The following is a 20,258-nucleotide window of genomic DNA, read 5'->3' on the forward strand; positions in this document are numbered from 1 at the left end:
AAAGTTATATCTGTTAATAGTTATTTTAAAATTATAATTTAGAATTATTATTTATGTAATCATATATATTTAGTAAATAGTTTATAAAATAGTTCATAAAATTTCCGTAGATATTTTTAATTCCTATTATCTATTATAATATAAATGTGATAATATGCTAAACTTTGGAACAGCGGGGATACCCATAAATGTAAAACCAAGAACCACCATTGGGGCTTTTGATTTTTTAAAAAAAATAGGTTTAAATGCCATGGAAATAGAATTTGTAAGGGGGGTTAATATAAAAGAAGAAAAGGCGGAAGAATTAAAAGATTATTCAAACGATATCATATTAAGTGTTCATGCCCCTTATTATATAAATCTAAATGCAAAAGAGCCGGAAAAGGTTAAAAGTAGCATGGATAGAATAATAAATTCGGCAAAGATAATAAGCATATTCGGAAAAAAATCCAAAAAAAATAAAAATGTAGTTTTTCATCCAGGGTATTATCTTAAACAGGATAAGAACAAAGTATATAGAACCATGGTTAAAAATATAAACACAATATTAAGTTATTTGACTGAAAATAAAATAAATGCAATGTTAAGACCAGAAACTACGGGAAAAATAAGTCAATTTGGAAATGTAGATGAATTAATAAGATTATCCGAAGAACTAAACATATTGCCCTGCATAGATTTTGCCCATATATATGCGAGAAGTTTGGGAAAAATAAATGACTATGATTCCTTTTATAAAATCATGGAAAACATGGAAAATACCCTTGGAAAAAAAGCCATAAATGATATGCATGTCCATTTATCTGGTATAGAGTTTGGAAAAGGTGGAGAAAAAAACCATCTTCCTTTGGATAACTCCAATTTTAACTATAAAGATGTATTAAAGATATTAAAGGATTTTAATACTTCAGGAACGGTAATATGTGAAAGTCCAAGAATGGAATATGATGCATTGATTTTAAAAAGGGTTTATATGGAGCTTTAAAATAATTTTTATAACTATTCAACCGTGACACTTTTTGCGAGACCTCTTGGTTTATCCACATCTCTTCCGAGCTCTACTGCTTTATAATATGCCAATAATTGACAGGCAGGAGCATAAACAAAAGGACTTACTTCTTCCAATACATTAGGTATTTTTATTAAATAATCAACCATATCGATATCCACTGGTGATATACCGACTACCTTTCCATTTCTTGCCTTTATCTCCTCAATATTTGACACCACAGAATTGAATAAATTTGAATTTGAAGGTGGAACTAAGGCGATGGTATCCATATTTTCATCGATTAACGATATTGTGCCGTGTTTTAAAAATCCACTGCTCATACCTTCGGCATGTAAGTAGGTAATTTCTTTAAATTTCAGAGCTCCCTCCAATGCATTTGGTAAATTTATTCCTTTGGATATAAAGATGTAGTTTTTGGCTGTTAGTTTTTTGGCTATATTTTTTATATTTATTCTTTCCTTTTCAGATATAACTTCTTTTATATATTCTGGGATATTTTTAAGTTCATTTCTATACAGACTCATATCTTTTCCAATTATTTCCCCATACTCAATAAATAATCTATACAGTATCATCAATTGGGATAGGTAGGTTTTTGTTGCACAGACGGATATTTCAATACCCGAGCCCATCATAATGGTAATATCAGCCTCTCTTGTTGCTGTGGAACCTAATACATTTACTATTGTGGCAGTTTTAGCTCCTTTTTCTTTGGCGTATTTTATAGCTTTTACTGTGTCGTATGTTTCACCACTTTGGGTTATGCCTATTACCAAGGTGTTTTTATCAACTATACCTTTTATTAAAAATTCAGATGAATCACAGGCTATTACTAATTTATTTAATTTTGAAAACCAGTATTCTGCTATCATTGAAGCATGAAGTGAAGTTCCCATAGCAACGATATATATCCTATTGTATTCATGAAGTGCTTTTGCCAGTTCCTTTATTTCATCGTTGCATATTATTGAAGAATTTTTAACAACATCAGGCTCCTCCATAATCTCTTTTAACATAAAATGGTCATATCCTGCTTTTTCTGCACTTTCTATATCCCAATTTATGGTAATTTTTTTTCTTTCATTTGTAATATTGTTGTTTTTATTGTATATACTATATGATACTGATACTGCCCCTATTTTATCACTTTTATTATTATTTTTATTATTAATACTTTTATTATTAATCTTACTACTATTACAATTATTGTTTGGATTATATTTTCTTAAAACTACTATATCTCCATCTTCCAAAGGTATTATTTCTTTTGTCCATTCTAAAAATGCCGAAATATCACTTCCTAAAAAGCATTCATCCTCTTTTACTCCAAGAATAAGAGGACTTTCATTTTTCAATCCAACAAGTAAATGTGGAAAGTTTTTATTTAATATTAATATTGCATAGGAACCCTCCAATTTTTTTGAAACTTCTTTGACTGCATTTATATAATCTTCTTCTGATGGATTTTTATACTTTTTCAATTCTTCTTCGATTAAATGGACTATTACCTCACTATCCGTTTGGGATTTAAATTTATGACCTTTGCTTATAAGTTCTTTTTTTAATTTTTTATAGTTGCTTATAATTCCATTATGAACAATACAGAGCTCAGCCTTGCAATCGGTATGAGGGTGGGCATTTTCTTTTGATACATGTCCATGCGTAGCCCATCTATTATGACCTATGGCAACATTTCCATTTAATCCCAAAAAATCCTCTTTTTTAGCAACTTCTTCTACCCTTCCCACATCCTTTTTTATAATTAAGTTATTGTTATCGATTATTCCAATTCCGCAACTATCATAACCCCTATATTCCAATCTTTTTAATCCTTTTAATAGGATTTCAGACGCTTTTCTGTTTCCAATATATCCAATTATTCCGCACATTTTTACACCATATAAATTAAATAAAATAATAATAATAAAAATTAAATAAAAATTCTATACTTTTAAATATAGTTTTATAATGTAGTTATATAATATTACACTTTTAAATATTTTATTATTTATTTTTTATTATTAAATAATGATTAAAAAACTTATTATTTCATTCAGGTGATTGAATAAAATCCTATGGGATTTTATAGCTCACCTTCATTTCATTCAGGTGATTGAATAAAACTCTAAGTTTTATAGCTCACCTTGATATTTAGGTGATATTATGAAAAAGAGGATTACATTGATTGGTAGCAATATAGCAAAAACAGGAAATGAATTTATTTATTGTGGTTTGTTAAAAGAATGTGAATCGTGCAGATTTAAAAAAATCTGTCATGATGGGTTGGTGAAAGGAAGAAGATATAGAATTGTAAGTGTGAGGTCTGCCAACCATCCATGTAAGGTTCATGAGGGAGGGGTTAAGGTCGTGGAGGTGGAGCCTGTAAAAGATATTATTATATTAATAGAATCAAAAAAAGCATTAGAAGGGCTTACCATATCCCATAGAGACATACAGTGCAATAATATCTTATGTAAAAATTATATGTTGTGTCATCCAGAGGGTATTTGCAACAAATACAAGATATTGAAAGTGTTCGACGAAAAGGTAAAATGTCCAAAGGGGTATTCGTTAAAAAAGGTTTTGGTATCTCCTATTGATGATAAACCTGAGAAACCTTAATTATTTTTAACAAAATATGAATATTAAATACATGTTAAAAAAATATAAGGGGGTTATAAAATGGGTCAGCAAAATTCTCCAAAATATGACTGTATTATTTGTATTATATTGATAACAACAATGACAATATGTTTATGTGTGGTTATACATTGTATATTACAAATATGTTGCATATCACAAGCTGCCCATTTCAACAATACCTATATATACTGCGGGATTATTTCAGTAGTTATCATGTTGATGTCTCTTGTAGTTCAGGGGTATCTTAATAAATCTGAAAGAGGTTTTGTATTAACAAAAGGGGAGGTTAGAAGGTCATTGGCTATATCCATAACAACTTTTTACTTTTTAACGATGTCTTTAATATTAAGTGGAGTTAATACAACATTACTAAATAATAACATAAATACTCAGATTATTAACAATTTACATTGGGTTATAATGTCTGTTTTTGGTTTTTACTTTGGATTTAGATATTTGGATAGTTGGGCAAGACAGAAAACTTTAAAGGAAATTCTTGGTAAATCTCCTGAATCATTAAAATCTGAAACTAAATTAAAACTCAAAGATGAAGAGATTAAGAATATTCTATATGAAGTTTTAAATATTAGGAAGAAATAATGATGATTTTATATAAATTAATATATAATTATAAAATTATAAAATTACAATCCTTTTTTTAATATCTCTATTATATCGCCATAAATCACATTACTATTGCAGAAATTAGGTAGATATTTTGCAGCTTTTCCAGAGTTTGTGGCAATGTTTTTATAATCCATATCCTCAATTGGTGCCACGACCATGCAGGTATCACATACAATTTTTCCACCGGCATTTTCTATAATCTCCGTATATCCCATTCTATCGGATATGGATTTTATGTAAATCGATGTGCATATCCATAAATCGCATTTAAATTTATTATTTTTATTTAGGTTATTTTTTAATATAAAATCTACAACTTCCTTTATTTCCTCCAAACTACAATGTGGGCATCCTATACATATTAAATCTGGACATTCAGCAGAATTTAATGATTCATATTCATTTTTAATGTCATCCTCAGTTATGGTTATCTTTTCAATATTACAATTATTTCCTTCAATTTTCTCAATCCTTTTTAATACAATATTGGCTTCTGGTGTGATATTCTCAATATGATACAGAGCAACACCACCACTTGCGGCAAGGGCAGCTCCAAGAGCTTTTAATTTATATGATTTGTATGAGCTCACATTATTAATATCTAACTTTTTAAATTTAAAGTATGGAACCCCATTTTTTACAATTCTTCCAACGATAGAACCAAGAGCTCCGTAATCGGATGATTTTGTTATGTTTGCCTCTACCTCAACTATATGTGTGGGCAATCTATTTTCATCAAGATGATACCCATAATATGGAGTTTTTCCAATTATGGCGGATGCTAGTGCAGAAGGTCCCCCCTCACGATTTGTGCGAGCTCCGATTACTGAATTTGCATAAGCCACAGCTGAGGATTCAGCCCATGAAATATGAGAACCAAATAATGGAACATTTCCTGATAAATAAGGTGTGCATGTGCATCCTAATTCTATGTCCATTCTCTTAAAACATTTAATTATTTCAAGCTGTTTTTTAGCAAATTTTTTTGGAAAACCCAATTTTTCATAATTGGTTAAGTCCATCCCAGCAGGATTCAATGTTGTGGGAACAGATACCTTAACATTACTACTAGATATGTCTTTTAGGAACTCTAAACCTTTTTCTCCTATTGTTTTATAGGATACGCCAGAAACCTGAGCAGATGATATGGGAATTAATTTTTCTGCACCGTATATATCCCCAAGAGATACCAGGAGATTCATACAGGTTTCAAGGACCTCACCATATTCTCCGTTGTATATTTTTTCCTCTTCCTTTGTAAGAAACATCATATCACCTTCTAAAATAATCTAAGTAATTAATATAAGTATTAATTTAAATAAAAAATAATAATTATGATAAAAATATTAATATAATTAAATGTGATATGTAATTGTTAAATAAAAAATTAAATCAATTCAGACACTCCTATTATTCTAATTTTTGCACTTCCATCTATAAGAACAGCTTTTTCTTCCCCTAGTTCATAAACTACTGGTTTAATTAATTTTAATGTAATTTTATCCTTTTCTTTTTCTATTACCTTACAGCTTACAACCTGTAATCCAATTGCTACCTGATAACCTTCACCTACACCGAGCTCCTTTTTAACATAAGGATTCCACTTCATATTAAGTGTAAGTTCATCGGATACCCCTAAATCGCCATTTGATAATATCATACCTCTTTCAAGCTCTTCGGATTTTATACCCTTCAATGCAAGCCCCACCCTTGAAAATGTTGGTGCTTCGTCGTAATTTTTATCATTTACCTGTATGCTTTTTACCATTACATTATGCTCCATTGGATAAACCCTCAAATTATCGTGAATCTTTACAATCCCTTTTTTAACTCTACCCAATATAACAGTCCCCACACTTCTCACTGTGAAAAAATTATCTATTGGTATTTTTGTAAAGCTCAAATCTGGTTTTCCTGCAATTTCCTGTGGAAGTGTTATCATATCTTCCCTTATTTTGATATAATCCTTATCTCTAATTTCAAAATTTTTCATGGATGTATTGGATATTATAGCCTTCAATTGCTCTATATCCACATATTCACCAACAACAAAAGAACCCTTATCTACACCCATCATGTCCAATAAAAGTAAAGTTTCTGCGAGCTCAGGTTTTATCTCATCGATAAACACAAGTGCATAATCCGTCATATTTATGGTATATAGCAATGGTGTAATTTTCTCAGGGTATTTTGTAGGTTCTACAAAAAATACTGCATCATCACCCTGTTTGTAGTTATACATTGTAATATCTGTTGAAGTTCCCTTTTTTCCTAAGTTCTTTCCTGCATCTTTAAAATCACCGTATAATCCTACACCAATGTTTTTCACAGTTTCACCGTATATCATTATTTATGACTTAGACTTTTTATAATGTTTTAATTAATTAAGTATATTTCTGTATATTTTTTAATTTTAATTTAATTTTAATTTAATTTTATTCTTTAATTATTTTTTTATTTTTTATTGATATTTTGGCTATCGTTATAACAATAAATAAAAAAATATATAAAATTATAAGTTATTAACCAATTCATCCTTAATTTTTTCCACAATCTCTGATTTTTTTCCTTTAAATTCTTTTAGTGTGTTTTTACCAATTAATATTACTTCGTTGGAGTCATCTCCAAAATAATGTTTAGATAAATCATTAGCCACAATATAGTCCAAATTATATTCTTTTAGTTTTTTTGTAGATATATTTAGTAATTCATCCTTATTAAGTCCATATTCTGCCTTAAATCCTACTATAATTTTATTTGGAAATGCCTTTCGAAGCTCCGATAATACCTTTGGATTTCTTTTTAATTTTATCACAATGTCCTTATCTGATTTAATCTTTCCTTCAATCTGCTTTTCAGGTATAAAATCAGATATTGCAGCACAAGATATAATAATATCGGCGTCCTTTCCATATTTTAAGGCATTATTTAGCATTTCTTTTGCAGTAAGAACTTTATGAGATTTTATATAATATGGTGGTTCTATCCCTGAACCATATATTACTTCCACATCAAAGCCATCTCTACAAAATGCCTCTGCAAGTAGATAGCCTGTTTTTCCAGAGGATAGATTGCTTATAACCCTAACCTTATCTATGAATTCAGTAGTTCCTCCTGACAATATTAAAACTTTTTTATTGGTATTTTTATAAGTATTTTTATAATTATTATTACCATCTTTATTTTTCTTTTCATTTCCATTTAATTTTTTAATTACTTCCAATACAACCTCCTCAATAGAGGGAACCTTTGCCTTTTCTTCCTCCATCTTTGGGGATACAATATATACATTTTTTTTATTTTTTAAATTGGTTAAATGATTACTTATAGTGTCAAGCATATTTTGGTGCATTGCTGGAACTATAAATATAGGTTTTTTTTCAAAAAACATTGTAGATGTGGTATTTACAATATTATCTGCAATATTTAATGATATTTTGCTTATTGTATTTGCAGTGGCAGGGTAAATTACCATGGCATCACATATATCGTATAACATCACATGCTCTATACTTCCTGTGATATTGTAGAATACCTTATTTCCACAACCAAATTCCAATGAACATTCTCCAATAATCTTTTTAGTTTCTTCCGTGGCTATACAATACACTTCCGCTCCATGTCGTATGAGCTCCCTCATCAATCTTGGGGTTTCTATTGCAGCTATGGATGAAGATACTGCAACTACTATCTTTTTTCCATAGAGTAATTTCGATTTTGAACCTTTTAATTTCTTTGTAGGGTGCATATAATCACTTTTTAATTTTTTATATCATTTTATAGGCAATTTATATATCAAACTACTAAATTAATATATTATTAGGTTAATACATATTTTAAATTAATATATTCATATTTTAGGTTAATACATTATTACTTAAATATAATAAATATAATGGAGATGGATATAATTAGTGAATACGATTATTAATGAATATACCTATTTGGTGGGATATATGAAAAATATGGAAAATGTAAAAATAGCTGTTGTAGGTTGCGGTCCTGCTGGAAAATCCTGTGCTATTGAATTGGCAAAAAAAGGCTTTGATGTAGATATTTATGAAAAAAACAAGGTAGGGGGCACCTGTTTAAATTACGGCTGCACATATATAAATGGATTGCGGGAAATGGCTGATATAATTAATAATTTGAATTTAATAAAAAATAATAATTATGATAAAAATAAAAAAATAGTTTTAGAAGATATTATTTCATTTAAGGAACTCCAAAGAAAGATTTCAGATATTCAAAACAAAATAAGATTAAAACTTGAAAACAGTGTAACGGAGCTCCCAAATATAAATATATATTACAAAGAATTTAAGGATAGATATGAAAATAACTATGATTATGTAGTTTATGCCACTGGAAAAACCTATACCTCAGAGTATAATGGAATAAAATGTTTGGGTTATTACGATATTGTAAATTTGGAGGAGCTCCCTGATAAGATATTGATAATTGGTGGAGGAACAGTGGCTGCGGAATATGCCTCCCTATTTTCAAACTTTGGAAGTGAGGTTGTTGTATATGTCCGTTCTAAATTTTTAAAGATGATAGAAGATAAAGATATTAGGGAATACATCTATAAATTTATTGATTTTAGGATTACAAATAACAACAGCGAATTAACTAAATTATTAAATGATGAAGACTATACAAAGATACTTGCAATTGGTGGAAAACCTAAATTTGAAACAGATGACTATATGAGGATAATAACTAATAAAAACAATAATAATGGTAAAAATGATAAGAATAAGATAGATAATGATGGGAATAAAAGTAATAATAAGAATAATAATAAAAACAAAAATTTTAATGAAAAAACCAATGAAATAGAAAAAAATATTTATGCCTGTGGTGATTGTGTTGCTGGAAAAGGTGGGATTACTCCAATAGCAAGAATGGAAGGAAGGGTTGTGGCTGAGAATATATATAATGAATTAAATAACAAACCCCTTATAAAACCAAAATATGAGCTTATACCTCATACAATACGAATGGATTTAAATATATCCTATGTCGGGAAACAGACAAATAATTATAAAATAATTCCAAATAGTGTTGGAAAAGGGGATTTTTTCAGAGTTTCAAACCATATTGGAATAAATAAAATATACTATGAAAATAATAGGGTAGTTGGTGCTATCTCCATGTCTCCCTCTATGGAAATAATGCCATATTTTGCACAGTATCTAAAAGGTATTGATATTTATAAAGATTTTGTGGAAATTCATCCATCAACTGACCCATTTTACAGCATATTTAGGAGATAATAATATTCATTTATATGAATTAATACATATTTTATAAATATATCCTATAATATTTTATACAAAATAATAAAATATGGAATAAATAATAAATCTTAAAAGTATGAAATTATATAAAAAGGAAAAACATGGTAGATTTTGAAATATTCAAAGCCATAGGGTTTAAACTTGTTAATGAATATGGAATATTAGGTATATTTTTAATAGGATTTTCAGAACCAATATTCCAACCATTACCAACTGAAATATTCATGATAGCAGGAATAGCCCTTGGGCTTAATTGGATATATGTTTTACTTGCAGGTGCATGTGGCACTGTTGCAGGTTCTGTGGTTACTTATTATTTATCCTCTAAATATGGGGAAAAATTAGCATTAAAATTATTTAAAGAAGAAGAATATAGGAAAGGAGAGAATTTTTTTAAAAAATATGGGATTTTAGGATTTATAGTCATAAGTTTCACACCACTACCATTTGAAATTATGTGCTGGGTCTGCGGTGCTTTTGAAATGCCCTTTAAAAAATACATTTTAGCGGTATTTTTGAGTAGGGTAATAAAACATGGTTTAATTGTATTACCATTCGTATTATGGGGTTCTACAAATATATCCGATATTTTTAAATATATTTTAGGTCATATACACTTATAGAATTATTGGTAAATTATAATATTTATACTATGAAATATAATTAAAAAATATAACTAACTCTAATAAATTAACTTCATATCAATATAAAAATATTTAGATAAATAATTAAATACCATATATATAAAATCATTATATTACTGTATTATTACATTTATTTGGTGATAATTTATGTGTTTGGCAATACCTTGCAAAGTTGTAGAAATATACGAAGAAGATGGAGAAAAATACGCCATTGCAGAATATAAAGGTGTTAAACAAAAGGCAAAATTGGCACTTCTTGAAAATGTCCATATAGGGGATTATGTGTTGATACATACAGGATATGCATTAGAGGTTATGAGTGAAGAGGATGCAAAAATAAGCTTAGATACTTGGGAAGAACTGTTCGAAGCCCTTGATGAAATGGATAAAATTAAAGCAGAAGAAAAATAATTAAAGGATGTATAATATTATAATTTAAAAATAATAATATAGAATGTGGAATAACTAAAAAAATAAAAAATAACTTAATAAAAAAATAATTAATATAAACGTGAAGTACCACTCCCTTACGGGAGGGGCTTCCTGACTCATAGGGGATACTTGCCCAGAGATTACCCTTATATAAGATATAACTCTGAGTAGAGGTTTCCCCTCCGCAGGCACAACGGACTCTCCCAGCCCTGACTTAATACCGTTTTAGAGAACTCAAACAAAGAATGGTTATAAAATAATTTATCATCTGAGTAGCACTCTCAGCCTTCTCAAATGATAATAGTGTAGATACTTCTATAATTACATGGTTATATATGATAATACTACTATATAAATGTTTTGCCCGCATTTCCGAGCAATAGCGAGGAAACCGTATAAATCCCGAAGGGATTTTGAGGATTCATCCCCTCCCTTACGGAAGGGGACTTCTTGCGGAATAAGTTAAAATTAAATTAAAATTAAAAATAAATTTAATCTTCTTTAACCTTTACTGCACCTGTTGGACATACATCCTCACATACTAAACAAAATGTGCAGTCTTCTTCTCTAACTACCACTACTTTGTCGCCCTGAATTTCAAATACTTCCATTGGGCATGCATTTACGCATTCTGCACATTCTGGACCATTACATTTATTATAATCAATTGTTACACTCATTAATACACCTCTTATTTTTTAATAAATAGGAAATATATTCCCATATAATATATTGGTATTTATATTTTTTTATTTTATGGTTTTATAATTTATTTTTTAAAATCTGTTTATATTCGGATTATTCAATATCCTTTCAATGTCCCATAATTCATTCAAAACATTTGAGTTTATATTGCTTCTTAAAAATGGAACTCTCAATCCTACTGCTATATGAGAGAATGAAGTATTATTGCTTACAATTATTGGTGTAAGTCCTTTGTCAAGTATATAATTTATATAATGATACATTTCAGTTAGTGTTCCCATTGTATATGGCTCTATCTTAGAAAAATCTGCTGCTTCATCTATACCATCGATGGCAAGTGTGCCGTCAAATTCCACGAGCTCGGGACTTTCCATATAATCCAAATTAGAAATTTTTTCATAAATGTTCTGATTTTTGATATTAGTATAATTAAGTATCGAAGCTCCAATAAGTATTTTAATATCTTCTTCCTCCGATACATAATTTAATACATCCCTAAAATTATTTAGCTCATCGAAAATATTATTGCATACATATTTACCATGGATATTTACTATATCATATTTTAAAGAGAGCTCCGATAGTATTTTCTCATAGCAGGTTATCATCTCATCAATGGATTCAGCCATAGGTATAGCAATTAATTCGTTGTTATTTTTATCTGTTAAAAGAGAACAGCCTACAACTGGTAATTCTGTGGATAATGGTCCCCCAATATACCTAAACAAAGGCATACCAAGACTATTGGCAGCAGCTCGTGATATGCTTATAGAAACTCCCATTGTAATGTTGGGACTATCTATTGAGGTATCGCAGATAATGGAATCTATAAAATCTTGGTCTGATGCAGGATATCCTAAGAGCTCAGGCGCTATTATATTCTCTATATCTGAAATAACATAATCAGGATTTTCCACATCTATAATATCATAGCCTATTCCAGTCCTTGTTAGGGTTGTTATTTTCACGCTTATTTTTGAATTTTTAAAAACTTTTTTTGCAGTAATTCTTTCAATAGTGGTCTCATCTTCCACAAAAATCCCCTACATATTTTAGAAAGTAGATATATATGTATTATATAAAATAGTAAAACTTTTTATTGTTTATTGGACTTAACTTTCAGTGGAATTTTTCCTTTTTCAAATTCTTCCATAGCTATATCCAAAGAGGAATATTTTTCTGTATCTATTGTCAAAAAAGCTCCATCAGAAATCTGCAAAGACCTTGCACCAATTATTCTTGCCTTTTCAAATTTTGTGCATTTCATAGAATCACGCTTTTATTTTATATTGCCATATTTATAAATAATTATGTTATTTTAAACATATAAATAGTATATTATGGACAGTAGTAAAATAAACTATAATATTATTATAAATGGTGGGACTGCCGAGATTTGAACTCGGGTTGCACGCCCCCCAGACGCACAGGATGGACCAGGCTACCCCACAGTCCCTAATAATAAATAAATAATATATATTTAGTATTCCATAATATCATCGAACAATTCCCTTCCGTCTTTATCTACTCTATGGGATATAAACATTCTCCTACAACAGTATTTTTTAATTCCTAAATCATCCAATATTTCATCTGGTTTTTCACCATTTTTTAATCGTGAAATGTATTCTTCATACACCTCTGATATTACATTACCACATGAAAAACATCTAATTGGGAACATTACCATAATATATCACCAATACTAAAATAACCATATATATCCATAATTATTAAATCAATAATAAATAAATAAGAATTCTTAAAAATAGATAATATATAAAAGTTATAATTTTATCTGTATGATTTCTGTCTTTTAGCTCTTGGTCCTTTTGTGGATTTACTTGGTTTGTGTGGCTCTGTTCTTCTTGCATCGCTAACAAGAATAGTCCTGTCATATTCTAAATATCTTTCTTTTATTTCCATGCTTCCAGTATATTCCACAATTGCTTTACCTAAGGCGGTTCTTGCTGCATCCATCTGACCTGCAATACCTCCACCTTTAACTGTAATATCGATATCTATATTGTCAATGGCATCCCCAGCTAATATTACCGGTTCCATCAACTTTGCATTGACATATTTTGGTTCGATTATTTCTACTGGTTTTTTGTTTATTCTAATTCTGCCTTTACCTTCCTTTGCAGTAGCTCTTGCAATAGCAGTTTTTCTTTTACCTACTGTATGAATAACTTTCACCTAATCACCTCAATTAAAATTTAGCTCCTAAGTATTTACTGAGCTCCCCTACTGTTACATATTTATTTGTATTTGGCATTTCATTTAATACTATATCAATATTTACATCTTTCGGAGCTCCTACCATAACTTTAATTCTTTTAAAGGCGTCTTTTCCTTTTGGTTTTTTGTATGGAACCATTCCTCTTATAATTCTTCTTACAATATCATCAGGTCTTCTAGGAAATTTTGGACCCATTCTTTTAGGATTTGTAATACTTTTTCTATTTCTTTTTTGAGCGTATTTCTCAAATATATAGTCTTTATTTCCTGTCATTATTGCCTTTTCAGCGTTTATGATAACTACTTCTTCCCCTGATAAAGCTAATTTTGCCGCATAAGATGCCAATCTTCCAACAACTGCATTTTCTGCATCTATAACAACCATAATTTCACCTAATTGGTTTTTCGTGTTTAATATATCTAATAATTTAATATTTAAGCCATGATTTTTACTAATGAACCTTTTGGATTTTCCTTAGCTAACTCCTCAATGGTTAAACATTTTCCGCCAGCTTCTTCAATTGCTTTCTTAGCACTTTCTGAAAATGAAAATGCTGCAACAGTTACTTTATGTCCTAACTTTCCAGCTCCAAGAACTTTACCTGGAACGATTACAACATAATCCTCTTTTGTATATCTATTTATCCTACTTATATTAACTTCTGCTCTTCTTCTAGCAGGTTTTGACAATCTTTTAGCTATGTCTTTCCAAATTTTCGCATCGTTTTTGTAGGATTCTACTTTAAGATTTTGAACCAATTCAACGATTTTTGGATTGGTAGCCATCAATTTTCTCATGATTTCACCATTATTATATATATTTTATATTTATTATATGTTATATTTACGCCTGTTCTGTATCATTTACTTCAAGACTTTCTAATTCATATAGAAATTTTTCAGCCTTATTTTTTAATATTTCTACCGATGATATTAAGAGGTCCTCAGAATCCATATTTCCATAAGATTCCACTAAAAACTCTACTTCATCATTATTTAGTAGTTTATAAACTGCATTACATGGTTGCCATTTTGCATGGGTTTTTCCTGTCCCTACTAAAGCTTCACATTCCAATTCCAATTTTTGCCCTTCTTTTAATTTAACGATTGGTATATGTTTAAATACCACTTCCCCAGTTTCTGACTCTAAATCACCAGAATAAACCACACAAGGACCTTCTTTTATAAGTGCAAAAATTATTACCTCATCATTGCTAACTGGTTTTCCTTTTATAGGTATCAACCCTAACCTATGTGCAATTAATTCATCATACATTGAGGACGTGTTTTCATAAAAATATACATTTTCAATGGCATAAGTTGGAGTTTCTGAAATCATTATCCTCCTCAATGCACTGGAAAAAGATAATGGGGCTTTTAAGTTAAATTTAAGTCTTTCCCCAATCCTTGTCTTTTCTTTTTGAATGTTATTTATCAAAGATACCACCAAGTTTCATTATCCTATGTGAGGTATATATTATTTATCATCCTCAAACCACAGGAAATGTGCTAAATTATCTATTTCTTTTTTTAGGAGTTGTTCCATCGTGTGGAATTGGTGTTGCATCTTCTATTCTTCCAATTCTTATCCCTGCTCTTGCCAATGCTCTAATGGCTGCCTGAGCTCCTGGACCTGGATTCTTTGATTTATTTCCACCCTGAGCTCTTACCTTTACATGAACTTTTTCTATTCCTTTTTCTCTTATCATATCTGCTATTTTAAATGCACCTTGCATAGCAGCATATGGTGAAGATTCATCTTTCTGGTTTTTTACAATCATACCACCAGAAATTTTTGCAATTGTTTCTGCTCCTGTAATATCTGTAACATGTATAATTGTGTTGTTGTATGACGCATAAATATGGATTACGCCCCACTTCTCACTCATTAAATCACCTTATTTTACTTTATATCAGTCATGACTATATATGGATTATATGCCTAAATAAATTTTAATAAATTTTTAAATAAATTAGTTATCTTCACTTACTACATTTGTTCTTTCAGGATGACTTTCAGAAGCTAGAGGTGATGTTGGCATGTATGTTATTAAATCTTCCTCATCAGAAGGAACCAAATAACTTGGTGAAGTTACTCTTCTTCCATTTACTGCAATATGGCCATGAACTATAAATTGTCTAGCTTGTTTTGGTGTTTTTGCAAGTCCTTTTCTAAATACAAGTGTTTGCAATCTTCTATTAAGGATACTTTCTACATTCAAGGATAAAACATCATCCAATGAGGCATCTTCTTTAATCAATATACCGTATCTTTTTAAAATACCAAATAACTGAACAGCCTCTTTTGCACCCTGTTCTGTTGTATCACTTATCAATTTTCTAGCCTGTCTTCTGAATGTCCTTAATCGTGTTTCCATTTTCCAAAATTCTTTCTTATTCAATAATCCATATTTTATTGCCAATTCTCTTTCTCTTTTAATTCTTTCTCCAATCCATGGATGATTTGGGGTATCGTATTTTTTGCTCAATTTTCTTGGGTCACCCATTATTTCACCTTTTTTAGTTGATAATATTTAAATGAAAATAAAGTTTTGAAATTAATATTTTTAGTTTTTTATGGCAATATTATTATATTATTTATATTATGATTTTATTTTCTTCTTTTAACTCCTACTATGGAACCTCTTCTAAATGAACCTCTTGTTCTCTGTCCTCTGCATGGCAATCCTAATTCATGCCTTATTCCTCTATAACATCTAATCTTTTTCATAGTTGTTATATCTTCTTGAACTGTGAGCATTAAATCTGTTTCAATAAGATGTTTATCTTCACCTGTATAGGTATCTTTTTTTCTGTTGAACATCCATGATGGAATCCCATGTTTTGCAGGGTCGTTTAAAACTTCCTCTATTTTTTGAACATCTTCATCTGATAAATAACCTGCCTGTTGTTTTCCATCTAATTTGGTGATTCTCAATATTGCCTTGGCCATTGCCTTACCAATTCCTTTTATATCTTGTAAGGCATATTCCAATGGAAATTCACCAGTAATATCTGTCTTTGATATTCTAATTCTGTGTTTGAATTCTGTTTGAGTCAATGTCTGCACCTCCGAGAGATAATCGTGTTTTATAGCACTGCTAAGGTCATTAGCCATATTAGCATATATTCTTATTTGCCATTAGCAATAATATTAATTAAAAAAATAAAACACGCAGAGGGGGGGATTTGAACCCCCGAGGGGCAAAGCCCCATGGGATTTCCAGTCCCACGCCTTTCCGAGCTAGACTACCTCTGCAAAAAATTTAAACCAATATATCAATTACTCCTATATATACTTTTAGTTAAATAAACATAGATGTAATAACGACAACATTATTTACGCGTTACTACTTATGTTATCCCGTGTTTAATATAATATTAATATAATTTTATTAATATAATTTCTTCGTTCAATAACTACTATTAGTATAATCTATAATTTACTATATATATGTTTCTATTTTTATTTATTTTTTAAGTGTTATTGATATAGGATTAAAGATATTATTATGTTATCATTATAGCTATTATCCTATATCAACAATATGTTTTATATATACTTTATTTTAAATATTTTATTTAAATTTTATAAAAATATTTTAATGTGAAAATATGAAAATGGGAATAATATCAGAAGAAAAAGATTGGATTACCTGCGAATTAGAAAGGGCGATGATAAAAAAGGATATAACCCCCATATATATTAAACCATCCAAAATTGCTTCTTTTACAGGAATGGATATTAAATTTAAGCATAACAAAGAAAATATCATGGATTTAAAATGTGCATTTGTTAGAAACCTCGGTAATGTATCCAATTATTATAGATTCGATGTTCTCAAATATATAGAATATTATATTCCATTAATAAATCCAACAGAAGGACTTGAAAATGCAGGTAATAAATATAGAACTTCCATACTGCTAAATATAAATAATATATCTCACCCAAAAACAGTTATTACAGAGGATATTGATAAGGCATTAATATGGTCAGAAAAGTTAAATGATTGTGTTTTAAAACCATTATTTGGAAATCAAGGGAAGGGCATTGTTAGATTAAATAATAAAAATCTAATTTCTAAGATAAATATATTAAACGAATTTAAAAAGAAATATGGTGTATTTTATATCCAAGAATTTATAAATAATCCAAATAATATTTATAGGGATATTAGGGCTTTTGTTATTGGAGATGAAGTAGTATCTGCAATGTATAGAGTTTCTGACAATTGGATAACAAATATTCACCAAAATGGAAAGGCAGAAAAATGTGAGCTCACCGATGAAATAATAGAGCTCGCAGTTAAAGCAAAAAATGCAACTGGATTGGTATATGGTGGAGTGGATTTAATGGAAAGTAGTGATGGTTTGAAGGTAATTGAAGTTAATGGAGCTCCTTCATGGGAAGGACTTTCAAGGGTTTCAGATGTAAATATAACTGAGAAATTAATAGATTATGTTTTAAATAATTTAATTTAATTTTTAATTTTTTAATATAATACTTTTTAGTTTTTTAATTCTTCTTTCATCTTCTTTATTATTTCTGAGGAATTTAAATCAAGTTTTTGAATATTTAGAAATTTTTCGTCTATTTTGCCAAGTTTTACCTTTTTTGTAGAATAGTATTTATTTATTTTAGATAATTCTTCTTTTAATTTTTTCCTCTCATTTTCCCTATTTATTACTATTGCATCATGGTCTAAATTTAAGTTATCATCTCTATAAGGAACACCAACAGTTGATAAAGCTATTAATCTCTCATCAACCTCAGAAATTCTTTTTAAATCCCTATCTAATGAAGGATTTTTATATGCAAGTGTTATACCTCTTTTTCTTCCAATAGGAGCTCCTTCTGATAACACAAAGCCAACTTCCACCAAAGCACTTCTAAATGGAATAGAAGAAGAGTAGGAAATTAAAACAGAGTTATTGTCCATTTTTTTATAAATTTCCTTCAAAAAATCCACAGTGTATAAAACGGCGTCTCTCTGCGGTGAAAATGCATCATGAAATACGATATTATATGTTTTATTTAGATTTTTAACGATTTTTCTAGCATCTCCCAAATATAGTGTTATTTTATCGTTTTTACTGCATGCACCCACATTATTTGTCCTGTTTAAATTATTTTTATTATTGTTATAATTATTATTTTTTAAAAAATAATCTTTTATTAATTCTTTTATTAATTCATGCTCTTTATAAGGTATATTTAAACATAATGATAGAAAAAGCGTTTCTTCGCTGTATTCTACCATGTCAATATTGCAATTTTTATTAAAATGGAGTGCCGCTATTGTGTTATACCCCATTCCACTACATAAATCAAGTATTTTTGGATTATCCATGTCTTTTAAATTTGAAGGTATTACAAATTTCTCTACACTTTCAGTCAGAGCTCCGATTCGTGAGTGCATGAGCTCATCTTTTTCTTCTGATACCAAAGTATAGGTTCCATCGTCAGTTTTAACAAGCATTCTATTATTTATAAGATTATTTATTAATTCTTCTTTAAATTCTTCAATATCTCTCTGTTCCTTAAATATGGTTATATATTTTCTAATTAATTTCAGTGCAGTTTTGTTTGGAAGCATAATTACACCTGTATGTAAATTAATAAAATTAATAAAAAAATAAAACTAAATTACACCTATAAAAATAAAACTAAAAAAGATATATTTATTTAAAAAATAAAATTAAAATAAAAATAAATGATAGAAATAATTATTTATTTTCGATTTTTTCAACGATTTTCTCAACAACCTTTTTAAATTCTTTCGTTGCTGTGCAGTCAAGAGATACCATAGGAATTCCTTTGTCAGAAGCCTCTCTAGCCTTTACATCAAGTGGTATTCTACCTAAGAACTCAACACCAAGTTCCTTAGCAGCTTTTTCACCGCCACCTTTTCCAAATATATCAACAACCTTATTACAGTGCGGACATACAAAACCGCCCATATTTTCAATTATGCCTATAATTGGAATGTTTGTGGTTTTTGCCATTGCTACGGATTTTCTTGCATCAAGAACAGCCACATCCTCAGGTGTTGTAACAATAACTACCCCATCTATATCTGGAATTGCCTGCATAATTGTGATTTGAATATCCCCTGTTCCTGGTGGGGTATCTATTAATAAGTAGTCAAGGTCTCCCCAAATAACATCACTTAAAAACTGTCTAACTGCACCGCTTATCCTTGGACCTCTCCAAATTACAGGGGTATCTTTATTTGGTAAAAAATAACCAATAGACATGGTTTTTATTCCATCTTTTGTAGTAATAGGATATATCCCATTTTCATCACCCATAGGCTGCACATTTTCTACACCAAGCATTTTTGGGATATTTGGACCGTGGATATCACCATCCAATACACCAACCTTTTTGCCCATGGCATTCAATGTTGCTGCTAAATTTACTGTGACGGTTGATTTACCTACACCACCTTTACCACTTAATATAGCTATTTTATGCTTTATTTTTCCCATATTTTCTCTTATTTTTGCGTTCTGCATCTCCATAGCTTTTTTAGCATCCGAACATGAGCTACTTGAAGAGCAGGATTCGCATTTTCCATCACATTCTGCCATCACATCACCAAAAATAATTTTTGTTTAATATTATTGTTCATTATATAAATATAT

24 protein-coding genes and 2 tRNA genes are annotated in these 20,258 nt (G+C 29.4%); 7 read left to right on the plus strand and 19 right to left on the minus strand.

Features of this window, described 5'->3' with window-relative positions; all coding sequences use genetic code 11:
* Window positions 1-154: 154 nt before the first annotated feature.
* Complete coding sequence (locus METOK_RS05050) at window positions 155-985, plus strand: TIM barrel protein (RefSeq protein WP_013867143.1); 831 nt, start codon at window positions 155-157, stop codon at window positions 983-985.
* Between the two features lie 14 nt (window positions 986-999).
* Here METOK_RS05050 and METOK_RS05055 read toward each other — a convergent pair whose 3' ends face one another.
* A complete protein-coding gene (locus tag METOK_RS05055; RefSeq protein WP_013867144.1) occupies window positions 1,000-2,901 on the minus strand; it encodes a glutamine--fructose-6-phosphate aminotransferase in 1,902 nt (633 codons plus the stop codon).
* Between the two features lie 274 nt (window positions 2,902-3,175).
* Between METOK_RS05055 and METOK_RS05060 the strand changes: the two genes are divergently transcribed.
* Window positions 3,176-3,634 (plus strand): UPF0179 family protein, encoded by a 459-nt coding sequence (locus METOK_RS05060; protein WP_013867145.1) that lies wholly within the window; start codon window positions 3,176-3,178, stop codon window positions 3,632-3,634.
* 60 nt (window positions 3,635-3,694) lie between these two features.
* Complete coding sequence (locus METOK_RS05065; RefSeq protein WP_013867146.1) at window positions 3,695-4,255, plus strand: hypothetical protein; 561 nt, start codon at window positions 3,695-3,697, stop codon at window positions 4,253-4,255.
* A gap of 44 nt (window positions 4,256-4,299) precedes the next feature.
* Here the strand turns inward: METOK_RS05065 and METOK_RS05070 are convergent, their stop codons facing one another.
* From METOK_RS05070 to coaBC, 3 genes are all read right to left on the minus strand, one after another.
* The gene (locus tag METOK_RS05070; RefSeq protein WP_048057894.1) at window positions 4,300-5,550 is read right to left on the minus strand and encodes an aconitase X; all 1,251 of its coding nucleotides are present in this window, start codon (window positions 5,548-5,550) and stop codon (window positions 4,300-4,302) included.
* Between the two features lie 119 nt (window positions 5,551-5,669).
* Complete coding sequence (locus tag METOK_RS05075) at window positions 5,670-6,611, minus strand: EF-Tu/IF-2/RF-3 family GTPase (RefSeq protein WP_048057895.1); 942 nt, start codon at window positions 6,609-6,611, stop codon at window positions 5,670-5,672.
* A gap of 183 nt (window positions 6,612-6,794) precedes the next feature.
* On the minus strand, window positions 6,795-8,030 hold the full coding sequence (gene coaBC, locus METOK_RS05080) for a bifunctional phosphopantothenoylcysteine decarboxylase/phosphopantothenate--cysteine ligase CoaBC (RefSeq protein WP_013867149.1): 1,236 nt from the start codon (window positions 8,028-8,030) through the stop codon (window positions 6,795-6,797).
* 208 nt (window positions 8,031-8,238) lie between these two features.
* Between coaBC and METOK_RS05085 the strand changes: the two genes are divergently transcribed.
* The 3 genes from METOK_RS05085 to METOK_RS05095 all read left to right on the plus strand — a co-directional run bounded on the left by METOK_RS05085 (window position 8,239) and on the right by METOK_RS05095 (window position 10,640).
* Window positions 8,239-9,561: an FAD-dependent oxidoreductase gene (locus METOK_RS05085; protein ID WP_013867150.1), complete on the plus strand. Its 1,323-nt coding sequence runs from the start codon at window positions 8,239-8,241 to the stop codon at window positions 9,559-9,561.
* Window positions 9,562-9,686: 125 nt separating this feature from the next.
* Complete coding sequence (locus METOK_RS05090; RefSeq protein WP_013867151.1) at window positions 9,687-10,208, plus strand: YqaA family protein; 522 nt, start codon at window positions 9,687-9,689, stop codon at window positions 10,206-10,208.
* 168 nt (window positions 10,209-10,376) lie between these two features.
* Complete coding sequence (locus METOK_RS05095) at window positions 10,377-10,640, plus strand: HypC/HybG/HupF family hydrogenase formation chaperone (protein WP_013867152.1); 264 nt, start codon at window positions 10,377-10,379, stop codon at window positions 10,638-10,640.
* Window positions 10,641-11,152: 512 nt separating this feature from the next.
* On the opposite strand, the gene METOK_RS05100 is transcribed toward METOK_RS05095, so the two are convergent.
* The 13 genes from METOK_RS05100 to METOK_RS05160 all read right to left on the minus strand — a co-directional run bounded on the left by METOK_RS05100 (window position 11,153) and on the right by METOK_RS05160 (window position 16,866).
* Entirely contained in the window at window positions 11,153-11,341 is a 189-nt protein-coding gene (locus METOK_RS05100) for a 4Fe-4S dicluster domain-containing protein (RefSeq protein WP_013867153.1), read from the minus strand.
* A 96-nt stretch (window positions 11,342-11,437) separates the two neighbouring features.
* Complete coding sequence (locus METOK_RS05105; protein ID WP_013867154.1) at window positions 11,438-12,400, minus strand: hypothetical protein; 963 nt, start codon at window positions 12,398-12,400, stop codon at window positions 11,438-11,440.
* 62 nt (window positions 12,401-12,462) lie between these two features.
* Complete coding sequence (locus METOK_RS05110) at window positions 12,463-12,633, minus strand: DNA-directed RNA polymerase subunit K (protein ID WP_013867155.1); 171 nt, start codon at window positions 12,631-12,633, stop codon at window positions 12,463-12,465.
* Between the two features lie 111 nt (window positions 12,634-12,744).
* Window positions 12,745-12,822, minus strand: a tRNA-Pro gene (locus METOK_RS05115).
* A gap of 24 nt (window positions 12,823-12,846) precedes the next feature.
* The gene (locus METOK_RS05120; RefSeq protein ID WP_013867156.1) at window positions 12,847-13,056 is read right to left on the minus strand and encodes a DNA-directed RNA polymerase subunit N; all 210 of its coding nucleotides are present in this window, start codon (window positions 13,054-13,056) and stop codon (window positions 12,847-12,849) included.
* A gap of 104 nt (window positions 13,057-13,160) precedes the next feature.
* Complete coding sequence (locus METOK_RS05125) at window positions 13,161-13,565, minus strand: 30S ribosomal protein S9 (protein WP_013867157.1); 405 nt, start codon at window positions 13,563-13,565, stop codon at window positions 13,161-13,163.
* Between the two features lie 13 nt (window positions 13,566-13,578).
* Window positions 13,579-13,992 carry a 50S ribosomal protein L13 gene (locus METOK_RS05130; RefSeq protein WP_013867158.1) on the minus strand — a complete coding sequence of 138 codons (414 nt, stop codon included), beginning with the start codon at window positions 13,990-13,992 and terminating at the stop codon, window positions 13,579-13,581.
* A 50-nt stretch (window positions 13,993-14,042) separates the two neighbouring features.
* Window positions 14,043-14,405: a 50S ribosomal protein L18e gene (locus METOK_RS05135; protein WP_048057896.1), complete on the minus strand. Its 363-nt coding sequence runs from the start codon at window positions 14,403-14,405 to the stop codon at window positions 14,043-14,045.
* A 46-nt stretch (window positions 14,406-14,451) separates the two neighbouring features.
* Entirely contained in the window at window positions 14,452-15,045 is a 594-nt protein-coding gene (locus METOK_RS05140; protein WP_013867160.1) for a DNA-directed RNA polymerase subunit D, read from the minus strand.
* Between the two features lie 76 nt (window positions 15,046-15,121).
* Window positions 15,122-15,496, minus strand: coding sequence for a 30S ribosomal protein S11 (locus METOK_RS05145; protein WP_013867161.1), 375 nt, complete (start codon window positions 15,494-15,496; stop codon window positions 15,122-15,124).
* Window positions 15,497-15,580: 84 nt separating this feature from the next.
* Window positions 15,581-16,114 (minus strand): 30S ribosomal protein S4, encoded by a 534-nt coding sequence (locus METOK_RS05150; RefSeq protein WP_013867162.1) that lies wholly within the window; start codon window positions 16,112-16,114, stop codon window positions 15,581-15,583.
* A gap of 104 nt (window positions 16,115-16,218) precedes the next feature.
* Window positions 16,219-16,668 carry a 30S ribosomal protein S13 gene (locus METOK_RS05155; RefSeq protein WP_048057897.1) on the minus strand — a complete coding sequence of 150 codons (450 nt, stop codon included), beginning with the start codon at window positions 16,666-16,668 and terminating at the stop codon, window positions 16,219-16,221.
* Window positions 16,669-16,781: 113 nt separating this feature from the next.
* Window positions 16,782-16,866, minus strand: a tRNA-Ser gene (locus METOK_RS05160).
* A gap of 356 nt (window positions 16,867-17,222) precedes the next feature.
* On the opposite strand from METOK_RS05160, the gene mptN reads away from it, so the two are divergent.
* Window positions 17,223-18,092, plus strand: a complete 870-nt coding sequence (mptN, locus tag METOK_RS05165; RefSeq protein WP_013867164.1) for a tetrahydromethanopterin:alpha-L-glutamate ligase — start codon at window positions 17,223-17,225, stop codon at window positions 18,090-18,092.
* A gap of 26 nt (window positions 18,093-18,118) precedes the next feature.
* Here the strand turns inward: mptN and METOK_RS05170 are convergent, their stop codons facing one another.
* Window positions 18,119-19,207 (minus strand): MnmC family methyltransferase, encoded by a 1,089-nt coding sequence (locus METOK_RS05170; RefSeq protein ID WP_013867165.1) that lies wholly within the window; start codon window positions 19,205-19,207, stop codon window positions 18,119-18,121.
* A 130-nt stretch (window positions 19,208-19,337) separates the two neighbouring features.
* The gene (locus METOK_RS05175; RefSeq protein ID WP_013867166.1) at window positions 19,338-20,204 is read right to left on the minus strand and encodes an Mrp/NBP35 family ATP-binding protein; all 867 of its coding nucleotides are present in this window, start codon (window positions 20,202-20,204) and stop codon (window positions 19,338-19,340) included.
* Window positions 20,205-20,258 lie beyond the last annotated feature (54 nt).

The organism is Methanothermococcus okinawensis IH1, from assembly GCF_000179575.2.
Classification (GTDB): domain Archaea; phylum AGJL01; class Methanococci; order Methanococcales; family Methanococcaceae; genus Methanofervidicoccus; species Methanofervidicoccus okinawensis.

Bases quoted from the DNA above. Each gene is read 5' to 3' on its own strand.
- METOK_RS05050 (WP_013867143.1), top strand. From the start codon at position 155: ATGCTAAACTTTGGAACAGCGGGGATACCCATAAATGTAAAACCAAGA.
- METOK_RS05055 (WP_013867144.1), bottom strand. From the start codon at position 2,901: ATGTGCGGAATAATTGGATATATTGGAAACAGAAAAGCGTCTGAAATC.
- METOK_RS05060 (WP_013867145.1), top strand. From the start codon at position 3,176: ATGAAAAAGAGGATTACATTGATTGGTAGCAATATAGCAAAAACAGGA.
- METOK_RS05065 (WP_013867146.1), top strand. From the start codon at position 3,695: ATGGGTCAGCAAAATTCTCCAAAATATGACTGTATTATTTGTATTATA.
- METOK_RS05070 (WP_048057894.1), bottom strand. From the start codon at position 5,550: ATGTTTCTTACAAAGGAAGAGGAAAAAATATACAACGGAGAATATGGT.
- coaBC (WP_013867149.1), bottom strand. From the start codon at position 8,030: ATGCACCCTACAAAGAAATTAAAAGGTTCAAAATCGAAATTACTCTAT.
- METOK_RS05085 (WP_013867150.1), top strand. From the start codon at position 8,239: ATGAAAAATATGGAAAATGTAAAAATAGCTGTTGTAGGTTGCGGTCCT.
- METOK_RS05090 (WP_013867151.1), top strand. From the start codon at position 9,687: ATGGTAGATTTTGAAATATTCAAAGCCATAGGGTTTAAACTTGTTAAT.
- METOK_RS05095 (WP_013867152.1), top strand. From the start codon at position 10,377: ATGTGTTTGGCAATACCTTGCAAAGTTGTAGAAATATACGAAGAAGAT.
- METOK_RS05100 (WP_013867153.1), bottom strand. From the start codon at position 11,341: ATGAGTGTAACAATTGATTATAATAAATGTAATGGTCCAGAATGTGCA.
- METOK_RS05110 (WP_013867155.1), bottom strand. From the start codon at position 12,633: ATGAAATGCACAAAATTTGAAAAGGCAAGAATAATTGGTGCAAGGTCT.
- METOK_RS05120 (WP_013867156.1), bottom strand. From the start codon at position 13,056: ATGGTAATGTTCCCAATTAGATGTTTTTCATGTGGTAATGTAATATCA.
- METOK_RS05130 (WP_013867158.1), bottom strand. From the start codon at position 13,992: ATGGTTGTTATAGATGCAGAAAATGCAGTTGTTGGAAGATTGGCATCT.
- METOK_RS05135 (WP_048057896.1), bottom strand. From the start codon at position 14,405: ATGAGAAAATTGATGGCTACCAATCCAAAAATCGTTGAATTGGTTCAA.
- METOK_RS05145 (WP_013867161.1), bottom strand. From the start codon at position 15,496: ATGAGTGAGAAGTGGGGCGTAATCCATATTTATGCGTCATACAACAAC.
- METOK_RS05150 (WP_013867162.1), bottom strand. From the start codon at position 16,114: ATGGGTGACCCAAGAAAATTGAGCAAAAAATACGATACCCCAAATCAT.
- mptN (WP_013867164.1), top strand. From the start codon at position 17,223: ATGAAAATGGGAATAATATCAGAAGAAAAAGATTGGATTACCTGCGAA.
- METOK_RS05170 (WP_013867165.1), bottom strand. From the start codon at position 19,207: ATGCTTCCAAACAAAACTGCACTGAAATTAATTAGAAAATATATAACC.
- METOK_RS05175 (WP_013867166.1), bottom strand. From the start codon at position 20,204: ATGGCAGAATGTGATGGAAAATGCGAATCCTGCTCTTCAAGTAGCTCA.